Source organism: Pseudomonas sp. CLCA07 (assembly GCF_053615335.1).
On sequence record NZ_CM132131.1, the window covers coordinates 2,061,625 to 2,082,857 of the forward strand.

At 58.5% G+C, this 21,233-nt stretch carries 20 protein-coding genes, 1 tRNA gene and 3 pseudogenes; 16 read left to right on the forward strand and 8 right to left on the reverse strand.

Annotated features, from left to right (window positions below; translation table 11 throughout):
- Positions 1–13: 13 nt before the first annotated feature.
- On the reverse strand, positions 14–916 hold the full coding sequence (locus tag ACWGZX_RS09425) for a TIGR01777 family oxidoreductase (RefSeq protein WP_452628136.1): 903 nt from the start codon (positions 914–916) through the stop codon (positions 14–16).
- 196 nt (positions 917–1,112) lie between these two features.
- On the opposite strand from ACWGZX_RS09425, the gene ACWGZX_RS09430 reads away from it, so the two are divergent.
- The 8 genes and pseudogenes from ACWGZX_RS09430 (at position 1,113) to ACWGZX_RS09465 (ending at position 7,101) form a co-directional block, all read left to right on the forward strand.
- Positions 1,113–2,099, forward strand: a complete 987-nt coding sequence (locus ACWGZX_RS09430) for an NAD(P)/FAD-dependent oxidoreductase (protein ID WP_452628137.1) — start codon at positions 1,113–1,115, stop codon at positions 2,097–2,099.
- Positions 2,096–2,161: pseudogene (locus tag ACWGZX_RS09435) on the forward strand (TIGR02450 family Trp-rich protein); the annotation flags it as partial. The gene ACWGZX_RS09430 and the pseudogene ACWGZX_RS09435, both read left to right, overlap by 4 nt.
- A 280-nt stretch (positions 2,162–2,441) precedes the next feature.
- Positions 2,442–3,401 carry a YbgA family protein gene (locus ACWGZX_RS09440; protein ID WP_452628138.1) on the forward strand — a complete coding sequence of 320 codons (960 nt, stop codon included), beginning with the start codon at positions 2,442–2,444 and terminating at the stop codon, positions 3,399–3,401.
- Complete coding sequence (locus tag ACWGZX_RS09445; RefSeq protein WP_452628139.1) at positions 3,401–4,342, forward strand: MerR family transcriptional regulator; 942 nt, start codon at positions 3,401–3,403, stop codon at positions 4,340–4,342. Before ACWGZX_RS09440 ends, ACWGZX_RS09445 begins: the two co-directional genes overlap by 1 nt.
- A 20-nt stretch (positions 4,343–4,362) precedes the next feature.
- A pseudogene (gene phrB, locus ACWGZX_RS09450) lies at positions 4,363–5,784 on the forward strand (deoxyribodipyrimidine photo-lyase); the annotation flags it as partial.
- A pseudogene (locus ACWGZX_RS09455) lies at positions 5,780–5,887 on the forward strand (nuclear transport factor 2 family protein); the annotation flags it as partial. The pseudogenes phrB and ACWGZX_RS09455, both read left to right, overlap by 5 nt.
- Positions 5,884–6,666, forward strand: a complete 783-nt coding sequence (locus tag ACWGZX_RS09460) for an SDR family NAD(P)-dependent oxidoreductase (protein WP_452628992.1) — start codon at positions 5,884–5,886, stop codon at positions 6,664–6,666. The pseudogene ACWGZX_RS09455 and the gene ACWGZX_RS09460, both read left to right, overlap by 4 nt.
- A 129-nt stretch (positions 6,667–6,795) precedes the next feature.
- Entirely contained in the window at positions 6,796–7,101 is a 306-nt protein-coding gene (locus tag ACWGZX_RS09465) for a YkgJ family cysteine cluster protein (RefSeq protein ID WP_007942663.1), read from the forward strand.
- Between the two features lie 104 nt (positions 7,102–7,205).
- Here ACWGZX_RS09465 and ACWGZX_RS09470 read toward each other — a convergent pair whose 3' ends face one another.
- The 6 genes from ACWGZX_RS09470 to hemA all read right to left on the reverse strand — a co-directional run bounded on the left by ACWGZX_RS09470 (position 7,206) and on the right by hemA (position 12,570).
- A complete protein-coding gene (locus tag ACWGZX_RS09470; RefSeq protein ID WP_452628140.1) occupies positions 7,206–7,724 on the reverse strand; it encodes an acyloxyacyl hydrolase in 519 nt (172 codons plus the stop codon).
- Between the two features lie 113 nt (positions 7,725–7,837).
- On the reverse strand, positions 7,838–8,629 hold the full coding sequence (murI, locus tag ACWGZX_RS09475; protein ID WP_452628141.1) for a glutamate racemase: 792 nt from the start codon (positions 8,627–8,629) through the stop codon (positions 7,838–7,840).
- Positions 8,622–9,377, reverse strand: coding sequence for a molybdopterin-synthase adenylyltransferase MoeB (locus tag ACWGZX_RS09480; RefSeq protein ID WP_452628142.1), 756 nt, complete (start codon positions 9,375–9,377; stop codon positions 8,622–8,624). Before ACWGZX_RS09480 ends, murI begins: the two co-directional genes overlap by 8 nt.
- Positions 9,371–10,201: a peptide chain release factor N(5)-glutamine methyltransferase gene (gene prmC / locus ACWGZX_RS09485; RefSeq protein WP_452628143.1), complete on the reverse strand. Its 831-nt coding sequence runs from the start codon at positions 10,199–10,201 to the stop codon at positions 9,371–9,373. The genes ACWGZX_RS09480 and prmC overlap by 7 nt, the downstream gene beginning before the upstream one ends.
- Positions 10,202–11,284, reverse strand: a complete 1,083-nt coding sequence (gene prfA, locus ACWGZX_RS09490) for a peptide chain release factor 1 (protein WP_223515431.1) — start codon at positions 11,282–11,284, stop codon at positions 10,202–10,204.
- A complete protein-coding gene (gene hemA, locus ACWGZX_RS09495; protein WP_223515434.1) occupies positions 11,281–12,570 on the reverse strand; it encodes a glutamyl-tRNA reductase in 1,290 nt (429 codons plus the stop codon). The genes prfA and hemA overlap by 4 nt, the downstream gene beginning before the upstream one ends.
- 182 nt (positions 12,571–12,752) lie before the next feature.
- Here hemA and ACWGZX_RS09500 point away from each other — a divergent pair, with 182 nt between their 5' ends.
- The 8 genes from ACWGZX_RS09500 (at position 12,753) to ychF (ending at position 19,670) form a co-directional block, all read left to right on the forward strand.
- Positions 12,753–14,477: a tetratricopeptide repeat protein gene (locus ACWGZX_RS09500; protein ID WP_452628144.1), complete on the forward strand. Its 1,725-nt coding sequence runs from the start codon at positions 12,753–12,755 to the stop codon at positions 14,475–14,477.
- 4 nt (positions 14,478–14,481) lie between these two features.
- On the forward strand, positions 14,482–15,099 hold the full coding sequence (lolB, locus tag ACWGZX_RS09505; RefSeq protein ID WP_223515439.1) for a lipoprotein insertase outer membrane protein LolB: 618 nt from the start codon (positions 14,482–14,484) through the stop codon (positions 15,097–15,099).
- 2 nt (positions 15,100–15,101) lie between these two features.
- Positions 15,102–15,953, forward strand: a complete 852-nt coding sequence (gene ispE, locus ACWGZX_RS09510; RefSeq protein ID WP_452628993.1) for a 4-(cytidine 5'-diphospho)-2-C-methyl-D-erythritol kinase — start codon at positions 15,102–15,104, stop codon at positions 15,951–15,953.
- Between the two features lie 36 nt (positions 15,954–15,989).
- Positions 15,990–16,064: transfer RNA gene (locus ACWGZX_RS09515), tRNA-Gln, on the forward strand.
- Positions 16,065–16,110: 46 nt separating this feature from the next.
- The gene (locus tag ACWGZX_RS09520; RefSeq protein WP_003208392.1) at positions 16,111–17,052 is read left to right on the forward strand and encodes a ribose-phosphate pyrophosphokinase; all 942 of its coding nucleotides are present in this window, start codon (positions 16,111–16,113) and stop codon (positions 17,050–17,052) included.
- 141 nt (positions 17,053–17,193) lie between these two features.
- Positions 17,194–17,793, forward strand: coding sequence for a 50S ribosomal protein L25/general stress protein Ctc (locus ACWGZX_RS09525; protein WP_140668560.1), 600 nt, complete (start codon positions 17,194–17,196; stop codon positions 17,791–17,793).
- Between the two features lie 168 nt (positions 17,794–17,961).
- Complete coding sequence (pth, locus tag ACWGZX_RS09530; protein WP_046030136.1) at positions 17,962–18,546, forward strand: aminoacyl-tRNA hydrolase; 585 nt, start codon at positions 17,962–17,964, stop codon at positions 18,544–18,546.
- 23 nt (positions 18,547–18,569) lie between these two features.
- The gene (gene ychF, locus ACWGZX_RS09535; RefSeq protein WP_007942650.1) at positions 18,570–19,670 is read left to right on the forward strand and encodes a redox-regulated ATPase YchF; all 1,101 of its coding nucleotides are present in this window, start codon (positions 18,570–18,572) and stop codon (positions 19,668–19,670) included.
- An 80-nt stretch (positions 19,671–19,750) separates the two neighbouring features.
- Here the strand turns inward: ychF and ACWGZX_RS09540 are convergent, their stop codons facing one another.
- Positions 19,751–20,968 (reverse strand): MFS transporter, encoded by a 1,218-nt coding sequence (locus ACWGZX_RS09540; RefSeq protein WP_452628145.1) that lies wholly within the window; start codon positions 20,966–20,968, stop codon positions 19,751–19,753.
- Positions 20,969–21,233 lie beyond the last annotated feature (265 nt).

Genomic DNA, 21,233 nt, shown 5'->3' on the forward strand with positions numbered 1-21,233 from the left:
GCAACGTCCTATTTCAGAGGCGGCTGGACAGATCGTCCAGGGCCGCGCGCAAATCAGTAAACTGGAAAGTGAAACCCGCTTCCAGCAAGCGGACCGGCTGGGCCTTCTGGCCACCCAGCAACAACAATGACAACTCGCCCAGAGCTACTTTCAAGGCCAGGGCCGGCATCGGCATGAACACCGGGCGGTGCAGCACGCTGCCCAGTGTCTTGGCAAACTCGCGATTGCGCACCGGTTTGGGGGCGCACGCATTATAAGGACCGCTGACGTCTTTCTGATGCAGAAGAAAATCAATCAGGGCGATTTGGTCGTTGATATGGATCCACGGCATCCACTGCCGACCATTGCCGATCGGCCCGCCCAGCCCCAGTTTGAACGGCAGCAACAACCGCGACAAAAAGCCGCCCTCGGCCGACAGAACCAAGCCGGTACGAATCAGCACAACCCGAATTCCCAAGGCCTCGGCACGCTGGGCGGTTTCTTCCCAGGCGATGCACAACTGGCTGGCGAAATCATCGATGACGGGGGGTGAAGCCTCGGTCAACTCACGCTCCCCCCCATCGCCATACCAGCCCAACGCCGAACCGGAAATCAACAGCGAAGGTTTTTGCTCGCGTTTTTCGAGCCAGGCCAGCAGCGTTTCTGTCAGGGTGATGCGGCTACTCCAGAGCAACGCTTTGCGCTTGTGAGTCCAGGGCCGGTCGGCAATCGGTGCGCCTGCCAGATTGATAATGGCGTCCAGCGGTGCCTGATCAAGGTCCTCCAGCCGGGCAACCCCACGCACTTGCGTGCCGCATATTTTTGCGACTTTTTCAGGCTTGCGACTCCAGACGGTCACACGATGTCCCTGACTCAACCAGTGCCGGCAGAGCTGACGTCCTATCAAACCAGTACCGCCTGTCAGCAATATGTGCATGACTTCTTCCTCGCGTGGCGTTTAACTCTGATCACTAGTCTATTTTTATAAGCAGGGATCTTTGGTATCGGGCAGGCTCTGTGTTTAACAATAGGCCAAGCTGTCAGATCGAGAACGCTAAAAGTTATACCAAAAAACAATATTGTACAGGTTTGACCCACGGCGTAGTCTGTACAGAAAGGTAAACGAGGCCCCTATGACTGTACCTATCGCAATCATCGGCACCGGCATCGCCGGGCTCTCAGCCGCTCAAGCCCTGACTGACACAGGGCATGTCGTCCAGCTTTTTGATAAAAGCCGCGGCAGTGGCGGACGCATGTCGAGCAAGCGCAGCGATGCGGGTGCTCTGGACTTGGGCGCGCAATATTTCACAGCCCGTGACCGCCGCTTCGTCACCGAAGTCCAGCGTTGGCAAGCCAACGGCTGGGCCGCCGAGTGGACGCCGCAGCTCTACACCTACCACGGCGGCCAACTCAGCCTGTCGCCGGACGAACAGACGCGCTGGGTCGGTACGCCACACATGAGCGCTATCACCCGCGGCCTGCTCGACGATCTGGAAGTACAGTTCGCATGCCGGATCACCGAGGTCTATCGCGGCGAAGAACACTGGCATTTGCAGGACGCCGAAGGCTTTACCCACGGTCCGTTCAGTCATGTGGTGATCGCCACACCCGCCCCTCAAGCCACCGCGCTGCTGGCGGCCGCATCGAAGCTGGCCGGGGTTGCCGCCGGGGTAAAAATGGACCCGACCTGGGCCGTCGCCCTGGCATTCGAAACACCGCTGGAGACGCCGATGGAAGGCTGTTTCGTGCAGGACAGCCCCCTCGACTGGCTGGCCCGCAACCGCAGCAAACCGGGACGCGACAACACCCTGGACACCTGGGTGTTGCACGCGACCAGCGCCTGGAGCCGGCAACATATCGATCTGTCCAAGGAGGCCGTGATCGAGCAACTGCACGGCGCATTCGCCGAACTGTTGCACGACTCCATGCCCGCCCCGACCTTCAGCCTTGCCCATCGCTGGCTCTATGCCCGCCCCGCCAACAGCCATGAATGGGGCGCGCTCGCCGATGCCGACCTGGGCCTGTATGTGTGCGGCGACTGGTGCCTGTCCGGACGTGTCGAAGGCGCCTGGCTCAGTGGTCAGGAGGCTGCTCGCCGCTTGCATGAACACATGCAGTGAACCGAATCAATCCGCGTCAATTGCTGCTGTCGAAGTGGACAGCAGCCCCTCCGCAAAACCGCTAAAAACACCTTCTGGTGACCGTGTTGTTCCGTGATGAGGAAGGCGCGGTGCTTGGCTGGAAGTAGATCCTGTGGGAGCGAGCCTGCTCGCGAAGCAAGCGCCGCGATCCGTCATATCCTCCCCGTCATCGTTCTTCGCGAGCAGGCTCGCTCCCACAGGGTCTTCATTGCCAATCACAAAACTTATACAGAAAGTTTGACTTGTACACCTTTGAATCTATGATGAAGTCATGCTGTACAGAACCACCACTCTGTACAGGTTTAGATTCGAGGTGCTCTGATGACCCACGCCCCCGCGAAACCGAAAATCGCTATCAGCGCCTGCTTGATGGGGGCCCAAGTTCGCTACAACGGCGGGCACAAGGAATCACGCCTGTGCAGTCACACCCTCACTGACTATTTCGATTTCATCGCGGTATGCCCGGAAGTCGCCATCGGCCTCGGTACCCCCCGTGAGCCGATCCGCCTGATAGGCGACCCGCAACATCCCGAAGCCGTGGGCAGCGTTCACGCCGAGCTGAATGTCACCCATCCGCTCACCGAGTACGGCCAGACAATGGCCAGTCAGTTGAGCGACATCTGCGGCTACATCTTCATGCAGAAATCCCCATCCTGCGGCTTGGAACGGGTAAAGGTCTATCACGCCAACGGTGCATCGGTGGAGGGCGGTGGTCGAGGCGTCTATGCCCAGGCTTTCTGCGCACGGCACCCTGACCTGCCGGTAGAAGAAGACGGCCGGCTCAACGACCCGGTGCTGCGGGAAAATTTCCTCACCCGCGTGTTCGCTTACAGCGCCTGGCAGCAATTGCTGAAAAAGGGCCTGACCCGCCGCGGCCTCACCGAATTCCATTCTCGCTACAAATACCTGCTGATGGCGCATAACCCGGTGCAATACAAAACCCTGGGGAATTTACTGGGCAACATGAGCCAGACCACCCCCGACGAGTTGGGCCGGCGTTACTTCAGTGAATTGATGGCGGCATTGAAAATGTGCGCCACACGGCGTACCCACACCAACGTCCTGCAACACATCAGCGGCTACCTCAAGCAGGTCATCAGCCCTGACGACAAGCAGGAAGTGCAGCACGTCATCGGCCAATACCGCCAAGGCATCGTGCCATTGGTGGTTCCATTGACCCTGCTCAAGCACCACTTCCGCCAGCACCCGGATACTTACATCGCGCGACAGGTTTACCTGCAACCGCATCCGGAAAATCTCAGTCTGCGAAACGCGATCTAATGAAAACCCTAATCGACATCAGCGCCAGCGAAGACCTTGGCGATGATTTTAAAAAGGTCTTGGACGAAGGCTGGCTGCCCATCCGTGAAGTGGCGCGCCAGACCGGCGTCAACGCCGTGACGTTGCGTGCCTGGGAACGGCGCTATGGCCTGATCGTTCCGCAACGCACACCCAAGGGCCATCGGCTGTTCTCGGTCGAACACGTTCAACGCATCCTGAAGATCCTCACCTGGCTTAACCGCGGCGTGGCCGTCAGTCAGGTCAAGCAACTGCTGGACACCCCGCAGGCGTTTACCGAGCCCGTCGAAAACGACTGGCAGGTGCTGCGCCAGACGCTGCTGCACGCGGTGTCACACCTGAACGAACGCGCCCTCGACGACACCGTCAATCAAGCCATGGCGCTGTATCCACCGCGAACCTTGTGCGAACGCCTGTTGCTGCCGTTGCTGGCGGAACTGGAACAGCGTTGGCAGGGCCAGTTTGGCGCGCAGATGGAGCGGGCGTTCTTTTATTCCTGGTTACGCAGCAAATTCGGCGCACGCATCTACCATAACAACCGTCAGTTACGCGCTGCGCCACTGTTGTTGATCAATCACTCGGATGTGCCACTGGAACCTCACCTGTGGCTCACAGCCTGGCTGATCAGCAGCGCCGATTGCCCGGTAGAGGTGTTCGACTGGCCCTTGCCCGCTGGCGAACTCGCGCTGGCGGTCGATCACCTGCAAGCCCGCGGCGTGCTGCTGTATTCCAGCAAAGCCATAAACCTTTCGCAGCTGCCAAAACTTTTGAATGGTGTCAGTTGCCCAAAAATGATTTCCGGACCCACGGTACGTATCCATCACGCCGATTTGTCCGCAAGAACGACCGGGATCCCTGATTTGTCCTTCGCCGAAGACCTGTTATCGGCGCATAAGGAACTTGTTCAGCGCGGGCTAATTTAATGAATCGTTCGGACAGCACCATGCAATTGATCTGGCTGCGCAGCGATTTGCGCCTACACGACAACACCGCCCTCTCGGCTGGCGCAGCGCGCGGTCAGGCGGTGGCGGTGTATCTGCTGAGCCCGGAGCAGTGGCTGGAGCACGATGATGCACCGTGCAAGGTAGATTTCTGGCTGCGCAACCTGAGCGAATTGAGCCGCGCGTTGGGCGAACTGAACATCCCCTTGTTGATCCGCAAGGCATCACGTTGGGACGAAGCGCCGACAGTGCTGCTAGACCTGTGTCAGCAGTTGAAGATCGACGCCGTACACGTCAACGAGGAATACGGCATTCACGAAAGCCGTCGTGATACGGCGGTGGCTCAAGTGTTGAAGGCCAATGGCATCAATTTCCATAGCTACCTCGATCAACTGCTATTCAAACCGGGCACCGTGCTAACCAAGACCGGCACTTACTTTCAGGTCTTCAGCCAGTTTCGCAAGGTCTGTTACGACCGTCTGCACAGGTCAATGCCAGAGCGGGTCTGCGCCCCTGCCGTCCAGGCGCCATTGGCGATCAGCAGCGACGCCATTCCATCAAGCGTTGAAGGTTTCGCCACACCCAGCGACAGCTTGCGCAAACTCTGGCCCGCCGGTGAGACCGAAGCCCGACGCCGTCTCGACACCTTCGCCGACGCCCAGATCGACTACTACAAAGACGAACGCGACTTCCCGGCCAACCCCGGCACCAGCCAGCTCTCGGCCTATCTCACCGCCGGGGTGATTTCATCCCGCCAGTGTTTGCACGCGGCCCTGCAAAGCAATCAGGGCGAGTTCGAAAGCGGCAAGGTGGGCGCCATCAGCTGGATCAACGAGCTGCTGTGGCGCGAGTTCTACAAACATATTCTGGTGGGTTACCCACGGGTCTCCCGCCATCGTGCCTTCCGCCCGGAAACCGAGGCCCTGGCTTGGCGCGATGCACCGGAAGAACTGCTGGCCTGGCAAGAAGCCCGCACCGGCCTGCCGATCATCGACGCGGCCATGCGCCAACTGCTTGGAACCGGCTGGATGCACAATCGGCTGCGCATGGTCGTGGCGATGTTCCTGACCAAGAACCTGTTGATCGACTGGCGAGAAGGCGAGCGCTTTTTCATGCGGCATTTGATCGACGGCGATCTGGCGGCAAACAACGGTGGTTGGCAGTGGAGCTCGTCCACCGGAACCGATTCGGCGCCCTGGTTCCGGATTTTCAACCCGTTGAGCCAGTCGGAGAAATTCGACGCCGAAGGCGTGTTCATCAAGCACTGGCTGCCAGAACTGGCCGGGCTCAACAAAAAGGACGTGCACAACCCGGCCAACCTCGGCGGCTTGTTCGGTGTGGCGGACTATCCGTCGCCGATCGTCAATCTGAGCACGTCTCGACAACGAGCGCTGGCCGCGTTCAAAAAACTGCCAGCACGACAAGGTTTATCGCCACCGGGATTACTTCGATGCCGGGGCGCTGAATTACGAACATGTACCCATATTGGGTCGGGCGATTGCCTGGCTGAACAGGAGAATGGGATGAGTCGCCCCCCCCCACGGCGCTACTGGTTGACCGGCGCCAGCAGCGGTATCGGCGCCTCGCTGGCCGAAGAAATACTGAAAAGCGGCGCTCATGTGGCCGTCAGTTCACGCTCGGTAGCGGTGCTGAAAGTCTTGTCCCAGCGCTATCCCGGACAAGTGCTGGTCCTGCCTGGAGACCTGACCAACAGCCAGCGGGTGCGTGAAATCGGCGAGCAAATTGCGCAAGACTGGGGCTCGCTGGACACGGTGATTCTCAATGCCGGCACCTGCGAGTATGTCGACGTCCAGCAATTTGATTCGTCGATTGTCGAGCACGTGGTGCGCACCAATTTGCTCGCCAGCGCCTATTGCATCGAGGCCGCGATACCCCTGTTGCGCAAAGGCACCGCGCCACACATGGTGGGCGTCGCCAGCCCCGTGACGTACTTGCCGCTGCCGCGAGCGGAAGCCTATGGCGCGTCGAAAGTCGGGCTGCGTTACCTGTTCGAATCGCTACGCATGGACCTGGCGCCGGAAGGCATCGAAGTCACCATGGTCAGCCCTGGGTTTGGCCAGACATCGCTGACGGCAAAGAACGACTTCCCGATACCGCTCAGTTGTCCGGTAGGTAAAGCCGCCCGGCACCTTTTCGCCAAACTCAAGAACCGGCCATTGGAGATCGCTTTTCCGGGCCTGTTCATGGCGGCGCTTTGGCCGCTGTCGAAATTGCCCAACGCGGTGCAACTGGCCATCGGCAAACGCATGGTGCGCAGCAACCCGCCGATCCAGGATCTGCTGTAAACATCGCCCTCATCGGCAGCTGTTTCCCGCGCTTCACTTCATGGCCCAACGGTTCGCCTCAGATACCCGACACTGAGCGTCCGTCAGGCCTTTCACACAGCACCGGTCCACTGCCTTACACTGAGCGCCATGAAAACCATTCCCCACACGCAAATCGCCGAGCCGGCCGTCACGTGCTCGACCTGCGCGGCGTGCTGCTGTCAGCTCGAAGTGATGCTGATCACCGACACGGGCGTACCCGAACGTTTTATCGATACCGATGATTGGGGCGGTGAAGTCATGCTGCGTCTGGACGACGGCTGGTGCGCTGCACTGGATCGCAACAGCATGATGTGCACGATCTACGAAAAACGTCCGCTGATCTGCCGGGAATTCGAGATGGGCGCACCGGAGTGCATCGAAGAACGCCAGGGGATCAGCACCGCGTATCGGTAACCTGGAAGTGTATCGCTCGATCCGACGCCATCGCGGGCAAGCCACGCTCCCACAGGAGAATGCCTAACCTGTGGGAGCGTGGCTTGCCCGCGATGCTTTTGACATTACAACGGCATGGTGTAGTGCAGCGCGTAACTTTCTACACCATCGTTGTGATTGGCCATACCGCCATTGGAATAGTGCGTCGCACGAATCCCGACTTCATGACCGCCGGCAAAACGCGCACCGAAACCGAAACGGTCTTCGAACTGGAAGGACTGGCCAATATCGTTGTTTTCAATTTCGGTATGGGCGAAAAACGCCACACCAATACCCGCCTCGACATATGGTTTGATGGACTGACCGGCAAACTCGTAAACAAACACCGGCGAGAACGACAGGCTGTTGTTGCTGGAAGTCTTGTCCCCGTCCCAATAGGTATAGGCACCGCTCCAGTTACCCGTCAGACGCCCCACGTCACTTTGCCACCAGCTCTTGTCCCAATCGAATTGCATGCCCAGTCGATAGGTCATGGTTGAATCGGTGGTCTGGCCGACCCCGAACTCCACGCCTGCGGCCTGTGCGGTGAAACTTTGCCCCATTAAAGCGGCCGCAATCGCGGCCAAGCAGAATAGTCGCTTCACTAGAAACTTCCTTTTCCAAACGATTTCGTATGGTTTTCTGTTGCTCAACGCTATAGAAGTCGACGCTTGATCAAAAGTTCATGCCAATTGCTCTTTCGCCCCCAACTCGTTACTTACCCCTCGAAGCTTCTCACAACACCCGACGTATTCCACAGTATCGGCAAGATATTTCTGAAATGAACGGGATCGGCACTCGTCCAGAACCGAGCGGCACGAACAGGTCCATCGGCGAGCAATTCACGCTCAGCCAACAGACGCTGAAGTTGCCGCGCGACAGCAGCCCCCGTGTCGATCAGGCTGATGTCGTCGGGGATCATCTGCTTAAGTAAAGGCTTTAGGAAGGGATAATGCGTACAACCCAGAATCAGGGTGTCGCATCCGGCGCCCAGTAGCGGTTCAACGTACCTTGCCAGCAACTGGCGCAGGGCCGGACTGTGCAAATCGCCGTTTTCAATCAGTTCCACCAGGCCGGGACATGGCTGAGTGATGACGCGCACATCGGTGGCGAAACGGTCGAGCAAGGCGGCGAACTTGGCACTCTGCAAGGTGCCCGTGGTGGCGAGCACACCCACCACACCGCTGCGGGTCGCGGCGGCGGCGGGTTTGACCGCAGGCTCCATGCCGACGATGGGCCACTGGGGATAATCGCGCCGCAGGTCGGCAACGCCCGCGACGGTCGCGGTATTGCACGCCAGCACCAAGGCCTTCGCACCCTGCTGATGGAAAAAATCGGCCATGACACTACAGCGCTGGCGGATGAATTCCGGGGTTTTCTCGCCGTAAGGAACATTCCCGCAATCGGCGACGTACAGCAGTGACTCGTTGGGCAACAAACGCTGGATCTCGGCCAGCACCGAGAGCCCACCGACGCCGGAATCGAACACGCCAATCGGCGCTTCACGCATGTGTCGAACCACAAACACTGCAGCCCGGATCACGCTTGACCCGCAATTCGCGAAAGCGCGAGCCCAGCGCATCGATCAACAACAGACGCCCCACCAGTGGCTCGCCGAAACCGACCAGCAGTTTCATGGCTTCCAGTGCCTGAAGGCTCCCCACCAATCCCACCAACGGCCCGACAACACCGGCTTCGCTGCACGTCAGTTCGGCTTCGCTGCCATGCCCGTATAAACAGTGGTAACACGGACTGTCAGGACGGCGCGGGTCGAACACCGACAATTGCCCTTCGAGGCGAATCGCCGCGCCACTGACCAGTGGTTTGCGGGCGGCGACACAGGCAGCATTGACTGCTTCGCGGGTGGAGAAGTTATCGGAACAATCAAGCACCAGATCCACCGCAGCCACGGCTGCGGCCAAGGAATCCTCGTCCAGGGCGGTGCGATGGGCGATCAGTTTTATCTCGGGATTGATCGCGCTCAGGCGTTTGATCGCCGAGTCAACCTTGCTCAGGCCGACGCTATCGGTGTCGTGAACGATCTGACGCTGCAGGTTGGTCAGGTCGACCGTGTCGAAGTCGGCAAGGTGCAGCTCACCCACGCCAGCAGCGGCCAGGTAAAGCGCAACCGGTGAACCAAGACCACCGAGGCCGACGATCAACACGCGGCTTTCTTTCAAACGCAACTGGCCGTCGATGTCGACGTGTTGCAACAGAATCTGCCGACTGTAGCGCAACAATTCCTGATCATTCAGCACGGCAGGCGCCCCAGGCTGATACGTTCGTGTCCACCCAGATCGGTACGGCTATGGACGTTTTCAAAGCCGCGGGTCAGCAGTAAATCGCGGACGACGCTGGCTTGATCATAGCCGTGTTCGAGCATCAGCCAACCGCCCGCTTCCAGATAATCCGGCGCCTGGGCGACGATCAAGCGCAGATCGTCGAGTCCGTCGACACCGGCCACCAGAGCACTGGCCGGCTCGAAGCGCACGTCGCCTTCCACCAGATGCGGGTCGGAGGAAGGGATGTAAGGCGGGTTGCTGATAATCAGTTGAAAACGCTGACCTGACAGGGCGCTGAACCAATGGCTGCTCAGCACCGTGGCGTTATTGAGGTGCAGGCGCTGGCGGTTACGCTCGGCCAGTGCCACGGCTTCAAGCACGCGATCCACCGCCGTGAGCTTCCACGCCGGGCGCTCACTGGCCAGGGCCAGGGCGATGGCACCGCTGCCGGTGCCGAGGTCGAGGACCTTGGCGGGTGTGGCCGGCAACAACTCAAGCGCAGCTTCCACCAGCAGTTCGGTGTCCGGGCGCGGGATCAGTGTGTGCGGAGCCACTTCAAGGTCCAGTTTCCAGAAGCCTTGCTGCCCCAGAATGTAAGCCACCGGCTCGCCACCACGACGACGCTGCAAGTAACTGGCAAACGTCAGCGCCGCTTCACTGGGAACAATGCGCTCCGGCCAGGTGTGCAAAAAGCTGCGGGGCTTGCCCAACGCAGCAGCCAGCAACAACTCGGCATCCAGACGCGCGGTGGGCGAGTCGGGCAAATCGGCGGCGCGCAACAAACTGGCAATGATCGTCATTTACTCACCTATCGCCGCCAATTGATCCGCCTGGTACTCGGCCAGCAACGGCTCGATTACCGCATCGACCCCACCGGCGAGAATTTCGTCGAGCGAATACAGCGTCAGGTTAACCCGGTGGTCGGTGACCCGGCCCTGGGCAAAGTTGTAGGTACGGATCCGCTCCGAGCGATCACCGGAACCGACCAGCAATTTACGCTCGCTGGCGATGGCATTCGCCGCAGCGCTGGTTTGCTGATCATTAAGTTTGGCCGACAGCCAGGACATCGCCCGGGCGCGGTTTTTGTGCTGCGAACGCTCTTCCTGGCACTCCACGACAATACCGGACGGCAAGTGCGTGATGCGGATCGCCGAGTCGGTCTTGTTGACGTGCTGACCACCAGCACCGGAGGAGCGATAAGTATCGACGCGCAGATCCGCCGGGTTGATCTCGATCGTTTCTTGTTCGTCCGGCTCGGGCAACACCGCCACGGTGCAGGCCGAGGTGTGGATGCGGCCCTGGGACTCAGTGGCCGGAACCCGTTGCACACGGTGCGCGCCGGATTCGAATTTCAGCTTGCCGTAGACGTTGTCACCTTCGACCCGGGCAATGACTTCTTTATAGCCGCCGTGTTCGCCTTCGTTCTCCGAGAGAATCTCTACCCGCCAGCCACGACGCTCGGCGTAACGCGAATACATGCGGAACAGGTCGCCTGAGAAAATCGCCGCCTCGTCACCGCCGGTACCGGCACGAATTTCGAGGAACACGTTACGGCCGTCGTTCGGGTCTTTCGGCAACAGCATGCGTTGCAGGCTGGCTTCGAGTTCGATCAATTGCTCCTTGGCTTCGCGGACTTCTTCCACGGCCATTTCGCGCATGTCCGGGTCGCTGTCCTTGAGCAGTGCCTGAGCGCCTTCAAGGTCACCTTGCACTTTGAGCAACTGTTTATAGGTACCGACAATCGGCTCGACTTCCGCGTATTCCTTGGAATAGGTGCGGAATTTGTTCTGGTCGGAAATGACTTCGCCATCGCCAAGCAAGGCGGTCAATTCCTCGAAACGGTCCTGGAGGATGTCCAGCTTATTGAGCAGTGACGCTTTCATTGCGGTTTTTTATCCGAAAAGCTATCCGATGAGCCCTCATTCAGGGCAAAGAGTTCCTGGGCCATGGCCAGCGCATCGAGGCGGCCTTCGGCAGAGAGCTTTTTCAATTGCACACTGGGCGCGTGCAACAGTTTGTTGGTCAAGCCGCGCGCCAGTTGCACCAGCACGTCTTCGGCGCTGCTGCCGTTGGCCAGCAGGCGCAGGGCCTTCTGTAATTCTTCGTCACGCATGCGCTCGCTTTGTTGGCGATAAGCCTTGAGCACATCCACCGCCGCCAGCTCGCGCAGGCGGATCATGAAATCTTCGGCGCCGACCGAGACCATTTCTTCCGCCGCCTGGGCTGCGCCCTGACGACTCTTGAGGTTCTCGGCGACCACTTCGTGGAGATCGTCGACGCTGTACAGGTAAACGTCGTCCAGTTCGCCGACTTCCGGCTCGATATCGCGCGGGACGGCGATGTCCACCATGAAGATCGGCTTGTGCTTGCGCAGCTTCAAGGCGCTTTCCACCGCACCTTTGCCAAGAATCGGCAACTGGCTGGCGGTGGAGCTGATAACGATGTCGCTGCGCACCAGCTCAGCCGGGATGTCCGAGAGCAGCACGGCGTGGGCGCCAAACTGCTCGGCCAGAATACTCGCGCGTTCCAGGGTGCGGTTGGCGACGACAATGCGTTTTACCCCCAGCTCGTGCAGATGGCGGGCGACCAGGGTGATGGTTTCGCCGGCACCGATCAGCAAGGCCTGGCTGCGTTGCAAGTCACTGAAAATCTGTTTGGCCAGGCTGACCGCGGCAAACGCCACGGACACTGGATTTTCACCAATGGCGGTGTCGGTGCGCACCTGCTTGGCCGCGTTGAACGTGGCCTGAAACAACCGCCCGAGCAATGGACCGATGGTGCCGGCCTCGCGCGCGACGGCGTAGGCCGACTTCATCTGACCAAGAATCTGCGGCTCGCCCAACACCAGCGAGTCAAGCCCGGAAGCAACCCGCATCATGTGACGAACTGCCGCATCATCTTCGTGCACATAACTGCTCGCACGCAGCTCTTCGAGGCTCAAATGGTGATAATCGGCCAGCCAGCGCAACACAATGTCAGCCGAAAGGTGATCCTGTTCTATATAGAGTTCACTGCGATTGCAGGTGGAGAGGATCGCAGCTTCGCGGCTGTCGGTGAGGCGGCAGAGCTGCTGCAAGGCCTCCACCAGCTGCTCAGGGGTAAAGGCCACGCGCTCGCGGACGTCTACTGAAGCAGTCTTGTGGTTGATACCGAGTGCAAGGAAGGCCATTCAAGGTCGCTGATGGTGACGTGAAGCCGGCAATTGTCCTACTTCGCCACAGACAGAACAACTACCGCTGACTATTGTCCCAATGTCCCGCCTCTATAAAGGCCTCGATTGAGACTCGGTTATGTTTGGCCGAAGGCTTGTGTCATGATGATCCGACCGCAGGTTAGTCGTCCTTTTCCTATATGAATAGATCTTCCGCGTTGCTCCTCGCTTTTGTCTTCCTTAGCGGCTGCCAGGCCTTGGCACCCGTGTCGCCGGACGGTACATCGCCGGTTGAAGACAGCAGTCCGGCCCCTGAAAAGCCCAAGGTTTACAGCTCATTCAGTGAAGAAACCGTCTTCAGTCTGTTGAGCGCCGAACTGGCTGGCCAGCGCAATCGTTACGACATTGCTTTGGACAACTACGTGACCCAGGCCATCAACACACAGGATCCCGGCATCTCCGAGCGAGCGTTTCGCATTGCCGAGTACCTGGGCGCCGATCAGGCCGCCCTGGACACCTCGCTGATCTGGGCAAAAAACGCCCCCAACGACCTGGAAGCACAGCGTGCGGTCGCCGTGCAACTGGCCCGCGCCGGTCGTTACGACGACTCCATGGTCTATATGGAAAAAGTCCTGCTAGGCAAAGGCGACACGCATTTCGACTTTCTTGCCCTGGCCGCGGCCGATACTGACCAGGAAACGCGCAACGGTTTGATGAAAAGTTTCGACAGTTTGTTGCAGCGACACCCGAAAAACAGCCAGTTGATATTTGGCAAGGCCTTGCTGATGCAACAGGATGGTGATGCCAAAGGCGCGTTGACCCTGTTGGAAAACAATCCACCGGACGATGGCGAAATCGCCCCGATTCTGCTGCGCGCGCGCCTGCTGCAAGTGCTCAACCGTGGCGACGAAGCCTTGCCGCTGCTGCAAAAAAGCATCAAGAAATACCCGGACGACAAACGCCTGCGCCTGACTTACGCGCGCATGCTGGTTGAACAAGACCGCATGGATGACGCCAAAGCCGAGTTTGCAAGCCTGGTTCAGCAATACCCGGAAGACGACGAGTTGCGTTACTCCCTGGCACTGGTCTGTCTGGAAGACAAGGACTGGAATCAGGCCAAGGGCTTGCTTGAAGAGCTGATCGCCCGCGATAGCCACGTTGATTCCGCCCACCTGAACCTCGGCCGTATCGCTGAAGAACGCAACGACCCTCAAGGCGCGCTGATCGAGTATGGCAAAGTCGGGCCGGGCAACGAATACTTGCCGGCACAATTGCGTCAGGCCGATATTCTGATGGACAACGGCAGGACCGCCGAAGCGCAACGCCGCCTGGCGGCCGAGCGCGACGAGCAGCCGGATTACGCCATTCAGTTGTATTTGATCGAGGCCGAAACCCTGTCTGCCAACAAACAGGGGGACAAAGCTTGGGCTGTCTTGCAGAAAGCCTTGCAGCAGTACCCGGATGATCTGAATCTGCTGTACACCCGCGCCATGCAGGCGGAAAAACGCAATGACCTGGCGCAGATGGAAAAAGACCTGCGCCTGATCATCAAGCGCGACCCGGACAATGCCATGGCATTGAATGCGCTCGGCTACACCCTGTCCGACCGCACCACGCGGTATGCCGAAGCCAAGGCCCTGATCGAACAGGCACACCAAATCAATCCGGAAGACCCGGCAGTACTCGACAGCCTCGGCTGGGTGAACTACCGCCTGGGCAATCTCGATGAAGCCGAGCGCTATCTGCGCCAAGCGCTGGATCGCTTCCCCGATCAGGAAGTCGCCGCCCACTTGGGTGAAGTCCTGTGGGCCAATGGCAAACAGCGGGAAGCCAAACAAATCTGGGGCAAATTCCTCAAGGAACAACCCGACAGCCCTACCCTGCGCGGCACCATCAAGCGCCTGACCGGATCAGAGACTCTTTAAGATTATGTTTTTGCGCCACATTATCGTTTTCAGTTTTATCGCCCTGCTCGCCGGTTGCGCAGGTTTTGGTGCCCGCGAATCGGTCGAAGGTCACGGTAATCCGGCCCAATGGCGCGAAAACAAACAGCAACTGACCAGCCTCGACGGTTGGCAGATCAACGGCAAGATTGGCATCCGCGCGCCCAAAGACTCGGGCAGCGGCACCCTGTTCTGGCTGCAGCGTCAGGATTACTACGACATCCGCCTTTCCGGCCCGCTGGGTCGCGGCGCCGCACGCCTGACCGGCCGACCTGGCAAGGTCTCGCTGGAAGTCGCCAATCAGGGGCGCTATGACGCACCGAACCCGGAAATACTGCTGGAAGAACAACTGGGCTGGAAATTACCGGTGTCGAATCTGGCCTGGTGGGTCCGCGGGCTCCCGGCGCCCGACAGCAAAAGCAAATTGACGCTGGATACCGACAGCCGCCTGGCGAGCCTCGAACAGGATGGCTGGCAGGTTGAATACTCCTCTTACACACAACAAAACGGTTTCTGGCTGCCCGAAAAAATCAAGCTGCACGGCACCGACCTTGATGTCACGCTGGTGATCAAGGAATGGCAACCACGCAAGCTGGGGTCGTGAATATGACGACTCCCCGCTTGACTCTGCCCTCCCCGGCCAAACTCAATCTGATGCTGCACATCCTCGGTCGCCGTGAAGACGGTTATCACGAGCTGCAGACGATTTTTCAGTTCCTCGATTACGGCGATGAGATCACCTTCGCCGTTCGCGACGACGGCGTGATCCGTTTACACACCGAATTCGATGGCGTCCCCCACGACAACAATTTGATCGTCAAGGCCGCCAAGCAACTTCAGGAGCAATCCGGTTGTGCGCTCGGCATGGATATCTGGATCGAGAAAGTCCTGCCCATGGGGGGCGGAATTGGCGGAGGCAGCTCCAATGCCGCGACGACATTGCTGGGTTTGAATCATCTCTGGCAATTGGGTTGGGACGAGGATCGACTGGCGGCGCTGGGCCTTGGACTGGGCGCTGACGTCCCGGTTTTCGTGCGCGGTCACGCAGCTTTTGCCGAAGGCGTAGGGGAGAAACTGACCCCTGTAGACCCCGAAGAACCGTGGTATGTCGTGCTGGTACCGCAAGTATCTGTAAGTACAGCAGAAATTTTTTCAGATCCGCTGTTGACACGTAACTCTCCTCCCATTAAAGTGCGCCCCGTTCCCAAGGGAAACAGTCGTAATGACTGCTTACCGGTGGTAACAAGGCGTTATCCAGAGGTACGTAACGCTTTGAATTTGTTAGGTAAATTTACCGAAGCAAAACTCACCGGAACTGGAAGTTGTGTGTTTGGGGGCTTCCCAAGCAAAGCTGAAGCTGATAAAGTCTCGGCCCTTCTTACAGAGACCCTTACAGGGTTTGTAGCAAAGGGAAGCAACGTTTCGATGTTGCATCGCAAGCTGCAAAGTCTGCTCTAAAGGAACCGATTACTGGGTAATCGTTGCAACAGATACAGGGGCGTCGCCAAGCGGTAAGGCAGCAGGTTTTGATCCTGCCATGCGTTGGTTCGAATCCAGCCGCCCCTGCCATTTTCCTATACTCATCCAGGTTACCCTCAGCCTTCAGGTACTGCGCGTGTCCAAGATGATGGTCTTTACGGGGAACGCCAACCCCGATCTGGCTCGGCGTGTCGTACGTCAGCTGCATATCCCTCTCGGTGACATCTCTGTCGGTAAGTTTTCCGACGGCGAAATTACAGCCGAGATCAATGAAAACGTCCGCGGTAAAGACGTCTTCATTATTCAGCCGACTTGCGCTCCGACCAACGATAACCTGATGGAACTGGTAGTGATGGCTGATGCCTTCCGCCGCTCCTCGGCTACTCGTATCACTGCTGTTATTCCTTACTTTGGTTATGCCCGTCAGGATCGCCGTCCGCGTTCCGCACGTGTAGCTATCAGCGCGAAAGTCGTTGCTGACATGCTTACCGTAGTCGGCATCGACCGTGTTCTCACGGTTGATCTGCATGCTGACCAAATCCAGGGTTTCTTCGATATTCCGGTAGATAACATCTACGGCTCCCCGGTATTGGTGGATGACATTGAAGATCAGCGCTTCGAAAACCTGATGATCGTGTCCCCGGACATTGGTGGCGTCGTGCGTGCACGTGCTGTTGCCAAATCCCTGGGCGTGGATCTCGGGATCATCGACAAACGCCGTGAGAAAGCCAATCACTCTGAAGTGATGCATATCATCGGTGATGTCGAAGGGCGTACCTGTATTCTGGTCGATGACATGGTCGATACCGCCGGCACTCTGTGCCACGCGGCAAAGGCCTTGAAAGAGCATGGCGCTGCCAAGGTTTTCGCCTACTGCACACACCCTGTGCTGTCCGGTCGGGCGATCGAAAACATCGAAAATTCCATGCTGGACGAACTGGTGGTGACTAACACCATCCCGTTGTCCGCTGCTGCACAAGCCTGCTCGCGTATCCGTCAACTGGATATCGCGCCGGTAGTTGCCGAGGCGGTCCGCCGCATCAGCAATGAAGAATCGATCAGCGCGATGTTCCGTTAAGGGCCCTGCCCTTCTCATTCATCACGTTGACGAAAAGCGCCCCGCCCCGGCATTCCTGTCGGGGCGGGGCTTTTTTGCCCATATCGCCTTTAGCGCTGGTCGCAAACGCTGGGGCGAATGTGGTTATTTTGGAGATACAACATGAACGATTTTACTCTGAATGCTGAAGTGCGTTCCGACCTGGGGAAAGGTGCGAGCCGCCGCCTGCGTCGTCTCGCAAGCCTGGTACCAGCTGTAGTTTACGGTGGCGAAAAAGCCCCTGAATCCATCAGCATGCTGGCTAAAGAAGTTGCCAAACTGCTCGAAAACGAAGCGGCTTACAGCCACATCATCGAGCTGAACGTTGGCGGCACCAAGCAAAACGTAATCATCAAGGCTCTGCAACGTCACCCGGCCAAAGGCCACGTGCTGCACGCTGACTTCGTACGCGTAGTTGCCGGCCAAAAGCTGACCGCTATCGTTCCTGTGCACTTCATCAACGAAGCTGCTCCAGTGAAGAAAGGCGGCGAGATTTCGCACGTTGTTGCTGAAATCGAAGTGACCTGCCTGCCAAAAGACCTGCCTGAATTCATCGAAGTTGACCTGGCTAACGCCGAAGTCGGCTCGATCATTCACCTGTCCGACATCAGCGCTCCTAAAGGCGTTGAATTTGTTGCTCTGGCTCACGGTAACGACCTGGCTGTTGCCAACGTTCACGCTCCACGTGTTGCCCCAGAAGCTGCAGAAGGCGCTGCAGAGTAATTTACTCTGTACGCCGGAGTGACCGGAAACATCGCGGACTGGAACGTAGCGAGAAAGCGGGCGGGAACGCGGAGTTTACATAATGGTAAATGAGCAATTTTCGTCCACTTTCGCCGCACATACTGATTGCGGCGATGTTATCCACCACTCCAAGGAAGGGCCCCTATCGTGACTGCCATCAAACTGATCGTTGGCCTGGGAAATCCAGGCGCTGAATACGAACAGACCCGGCATAACGCAGGGGCCCTTTTTGTTGAGCGCATCGCGAACGCACAAGGCGTAAACCTTGTCGCCGATCGCAAATATTTTGGCCTGACCGGGCGCTATTCGCATCAGGGTCAGGATGTTCGTCTGCTGATTCCCACCACCTACATGAACCGTAGCGGCCAAGCCGTAGCAGCTCTGGCAGGTTTCTTCCGCATCAAGCCTGAAGAAATCCTCGTGGCGCACGACGAACTCGATCTGCCTCCGGGCGTTGCCAAGCTCAAGCAGGGCGGCGGCCATGGCGGTCACAACGGGTTGCGCGACATCATTGCGCAACTGGGTAATCAGAATACCTTTCATCGCTTGCGGCTCGGCATTGGCCACCCGGGCGTTGCCAGTATGGTTTCAAATTTCGTCCTGGGTCGTGCGCCTCGCGCCGAACAGGAAAAACTCGATGCCAGCATCGACTTTGCCCTCGGCGTGCTGCCGGATATCCTCGCCGGTGAATGGAACCGCGCGATGAAAAACCTGCACAGCCAGAAGGCCTGACTCTACTCCTCGGGGAAAACACCATGGGATTCAATTGCGGCATCGTCGGCCTGCCTAACGTCGGCAAGTCCACCCTGTTCAACGCCCTGACCAAATCCGGGATCGCGGCCGAGAACTTCCCCTTCTGCACCATCGAGCCGAACACCGGTATCGTGCCGATGCCGGATCCACGCCTGGATGCCTTGGCGGCCATCGTCAATCCAAAACGCATCCTGCCGACCACCATGGAATTCGTCGACATCGCGGGCCTCGTTGCCGGCGCCTCGAAAGGTGAAGGCTTGGGCAACAAGTTCCTCGCCAACATCCGTGAAACCGATGCCATCGCCCACGTGGTCCGCTGCTTCGAAGACGAGAACGTGATTCACGTCTCCAACAGCGTCGACCCGAAACGCGACATCGAGATCATTGACCTGGAACTGATCTTCGCCGACCTCGACAGCTGCGAAAAGCAACTGCAAAAAGTGGCCCGTAACGCCAAGGGTGGCGACAAGGACGCCGTGGTCCAGAAAGGCCTGCTGGAGCAGTTGATCGCTCACTTCACCCTTGGCAAGCCTGCGCGCACGTTGATGAAGAACATGGGCGCCGACGACAAAGCAGTGATTCGTGGCTTCCACCTGCTGACCACCAAGCCGGTCATGTACATCGCCAACGTCGCTGAAGACGGTTTCGAGAACAACCCGCTGCTGGACATCGTCAAAGCCATCGCCGAAGAAGAAGGCGCCATGGTGGTTCCGGTCTGCAACAAGATCGAAGCCGAAATCGCCGAGCTGGAAGACGGCGAAGAGAAAGACATGTTCCTCGAAGCCCTGGGCCTCGAAGAACCTGGCCTGAACCGCGTAATCCGCGCTGGCTACGAAATGCTGCACCTGCAGACCTACTTCACCGCCGGTGTCGAAGAAGTTCGCGCCTGGACCGTCCGCGTCGGTGCCACCGCGCCACAAGCCGCTGGCGTGATCCACACCGACTTCGAAAAAGGCTTCATCCGCGCCGAAGTCATCGCCTATGACGACTTCATCCAGTACAAGGGCGAAGCCGGTACCAAAGAAGCCGGCAAATGGCGTCTGGAAGGCAAGGATTACATCGTTAAAGACGGCGACGTGATGCACTTCCGTTTCAACGTGTAAGACACACGTCCAAGAAAAAGCCGCGTTTGATACGCGGCTTTTTTGTGCCTGGAATAAATACCACTAACAACGCAGAACGGTCAGGCCTTTTTGGTTCTTGGCAGGAAGATCGCCAGCACACCCAACAACGGCAAGAACGAACACAGGAAGTACACGTATTCAATGCCGTGCACATCCGCCAGATGCCCCAGCAGCGCCGCGCCAATCCCGCCGAAACCGAACATCAAGCCAAAGAACACCCCAGCAATCATCCCGACATTACCCGGCACCAATTCCTGGGCATACACCACGATGGCCGAGAACGCGGAGGCGAGGATGAAGCCGATGATCACACTCAAGATGCTGGTCCAGAACAGGTCGACGTGCGGCAGTAGCAGCGTGAATGGCGCCACACCGAGGATCGAGAACCAGATCACCGCCTTACGCCCGATCTTGTCGCCGATCGGCCCACCGAAGAAGGTCCCCGCCGCGACCGCGCCCAGAAACAGGAACAGGTGCAGCTGCGAGCTGGCCACCGACAGGTCGAACTTCTCGATCAGGTAGAACGTGAAGTAGCTGGTGAGGCTGGACATGTAGAAGTACTTGGAGAACACCAGCAAACCAAGCACCACCAGTGCACTGATCACCCTCCCCTTCGACAAGCCATGCGTCGCCGCCTGGCCTTGCTTGAGCTTGAACAGGCTCAAGTGGTTGGCGTACCAGCGGCTGATCCGGTAAAGCACGAATAACGCGAACACAGCGAATAGCCCGAACCAGGCCACATTACCCTGACCGTAGGGAATGATGATCGCTGCCGCCAGTAACGGCCCGAACGCCGAGCCGGCATTACCGCCCACCTGAAAGGTCGATTGCGCCAAACCAAATCGCCCGCCCGAGGCCAGTCGCGCCACGCGGGAGGCTTCCGGGTGAAAGGTCGAGGAACCGATACCGATCAACCCCGCCGCCAGCAGAATCAACGGGAAAGTGCCGACCATCGACATCATCACAATGCCGATCAGCGTGCACACCGTCCCGGCGGGAAGCAGCCAGGGTTTGGGATGCCTGTCGGTGTAGTAACCGACCCACGGCTGCAATAGCGAAGCGGTCAGTTGGAAGGTCAGCGTGATCAATCCGACTTGGGTAAAAGTCAGGCCATAGTTGGCCTTGAGCATCGGATAAATCGACGGCAGCACCGACTGGATCAGGTCGTTGATGAGGTGCGCCAGCGCCACCGCGCCGATGATGCGCACAACCAAAGGGCTGCTTTGTGAAGTCGCGGGTACAGACGTCGCGCCGGTCTGAACGTTGCTGATAGCCATGAGTATTTCCGTATAGCAGATGGGTGCACGCGGGCAGGTGCGTCAATGTGCCATTTTTCGGTGAGACATTGCCATCCCCTTAGCCAGCTAACGAACTAAATATTCAACGCCCGACAGGTGATAGCGCAACGCCATGGTCTAAATCTTGCCTTGTTTAACCCCTTCAATGCGGGCCTCTTACAAAGGGATCCGAGAATGGGAAGTTTCGCTACAGAGTCGGCCTACAGAGCTGGCGAGGGTGAACTTTCGAGGCCTTTTACAAGAG

Coding starts and splice junctions, on each gene's coding strand:
- ACWGZX_RS09425 (WP_452628136.1), bottom strand. CDS start 916: ATGCACATATTGCTGACAGGCGGTACTGGTTTGATAGGACGTCAGCTC.
- ACWGZX_RS09430 (WP_452628137.1), top strand. CDS start 1,113: ATGACTGTACCTATCGCAATCATCGGCACCGGCATCGCCGGGCTCTCA.
- ACWGZX_RS09440 (WP_452628138.1), top strand. CDS start 2,442: ATGACCCACGCCCCCGCGAAACCGAAAATCGCTATCAGCGCCTGCTTG.
- ACWGZX_RS09445 (WP_452628139.1), top strand. CDS start 3,401: ATGAAAACCCTAATCGACATCAGCGCCAGCGAAGACCTTGGCGATGAT.
- ACWGZX_RS09460 (WP_452628992.1), top strand. CDS start 5,884: ATGAGTCGCCCCCCCCCACGGCGCTACTGGTTGACCGGCGCCAGCAGC.
- ACWGZX_RS09465 (WP_007942663.1), top strand. CDS start 6,796: ATGAAAACCATTCCCCACACGCAAATCGCCGAGCCGGCCGTCACGTGC.
- murI (WP_452628141.1), bottom strand. CDS start 8,629: ATGCGTGAAGCGCCGATTGGCGTGTTCGATTCCGGCGTCGGTGGGCTC.
- prmC (WP_452628143.1), bottom strand. CDS start 10,201: ATGACGATCATTGCCAGTTTGTTGCGCGCCGCCGATTTGCCCGACTCG.
- prfA (WP_223515431.1), bottom strand. CDS start 11,284: ATGAAAGCGTCACTGCTCAATAAGCTGGACATCCTCCAGGACCGTTTC.
- hemA (WP_223515434.1), bottom strand. CDS start 12,570: ATGGCCTTCCTTGCACTCGGTATCAACCACAAGACTGCTTCAGTAGAC.
- ACWGZX_RS09500 (WP_452628144.1), top strand. CDS start 12,753: ATGAATAGATCTTCCGCGTTGCTCCTCGCTTTTGTCTTCCTTAGCGGC.
- lolB (WP_223515439.1), top strand. CDS start 14,482: ATGTTTTTGCGCCACATTATCGTTTTCAGTTTTATCGCCCTGCTCGCC.
- ispE (WP_452628993.1), top strand. CDS start 15,102: ATGACGACTCCCCGCTTGACTCTGCCCTCCCCGGCCAAACTCAATCTG.
- ACWGZX_RS09525 (WP_140668560.1), top strand. CDS start 17,194: ATGAACGATTTTACTCTGAATGCTGAAGTGCGTTCCGACCTGGGGAAA.
- ychF (WP_007942650.1), top strand. CDS start 18,570: ATGGGATTCAATTGCGGCATCGTCGGCCTGCCTAACGTCGGCAAGTCC.
- ACWGZX_RS09540 (WP_452628145.1), bottom strand. CDS start 20,968: ATGGCTATCAGCAACGTTCAGACCGGCGCGACGTCTGTACCCGCGACT.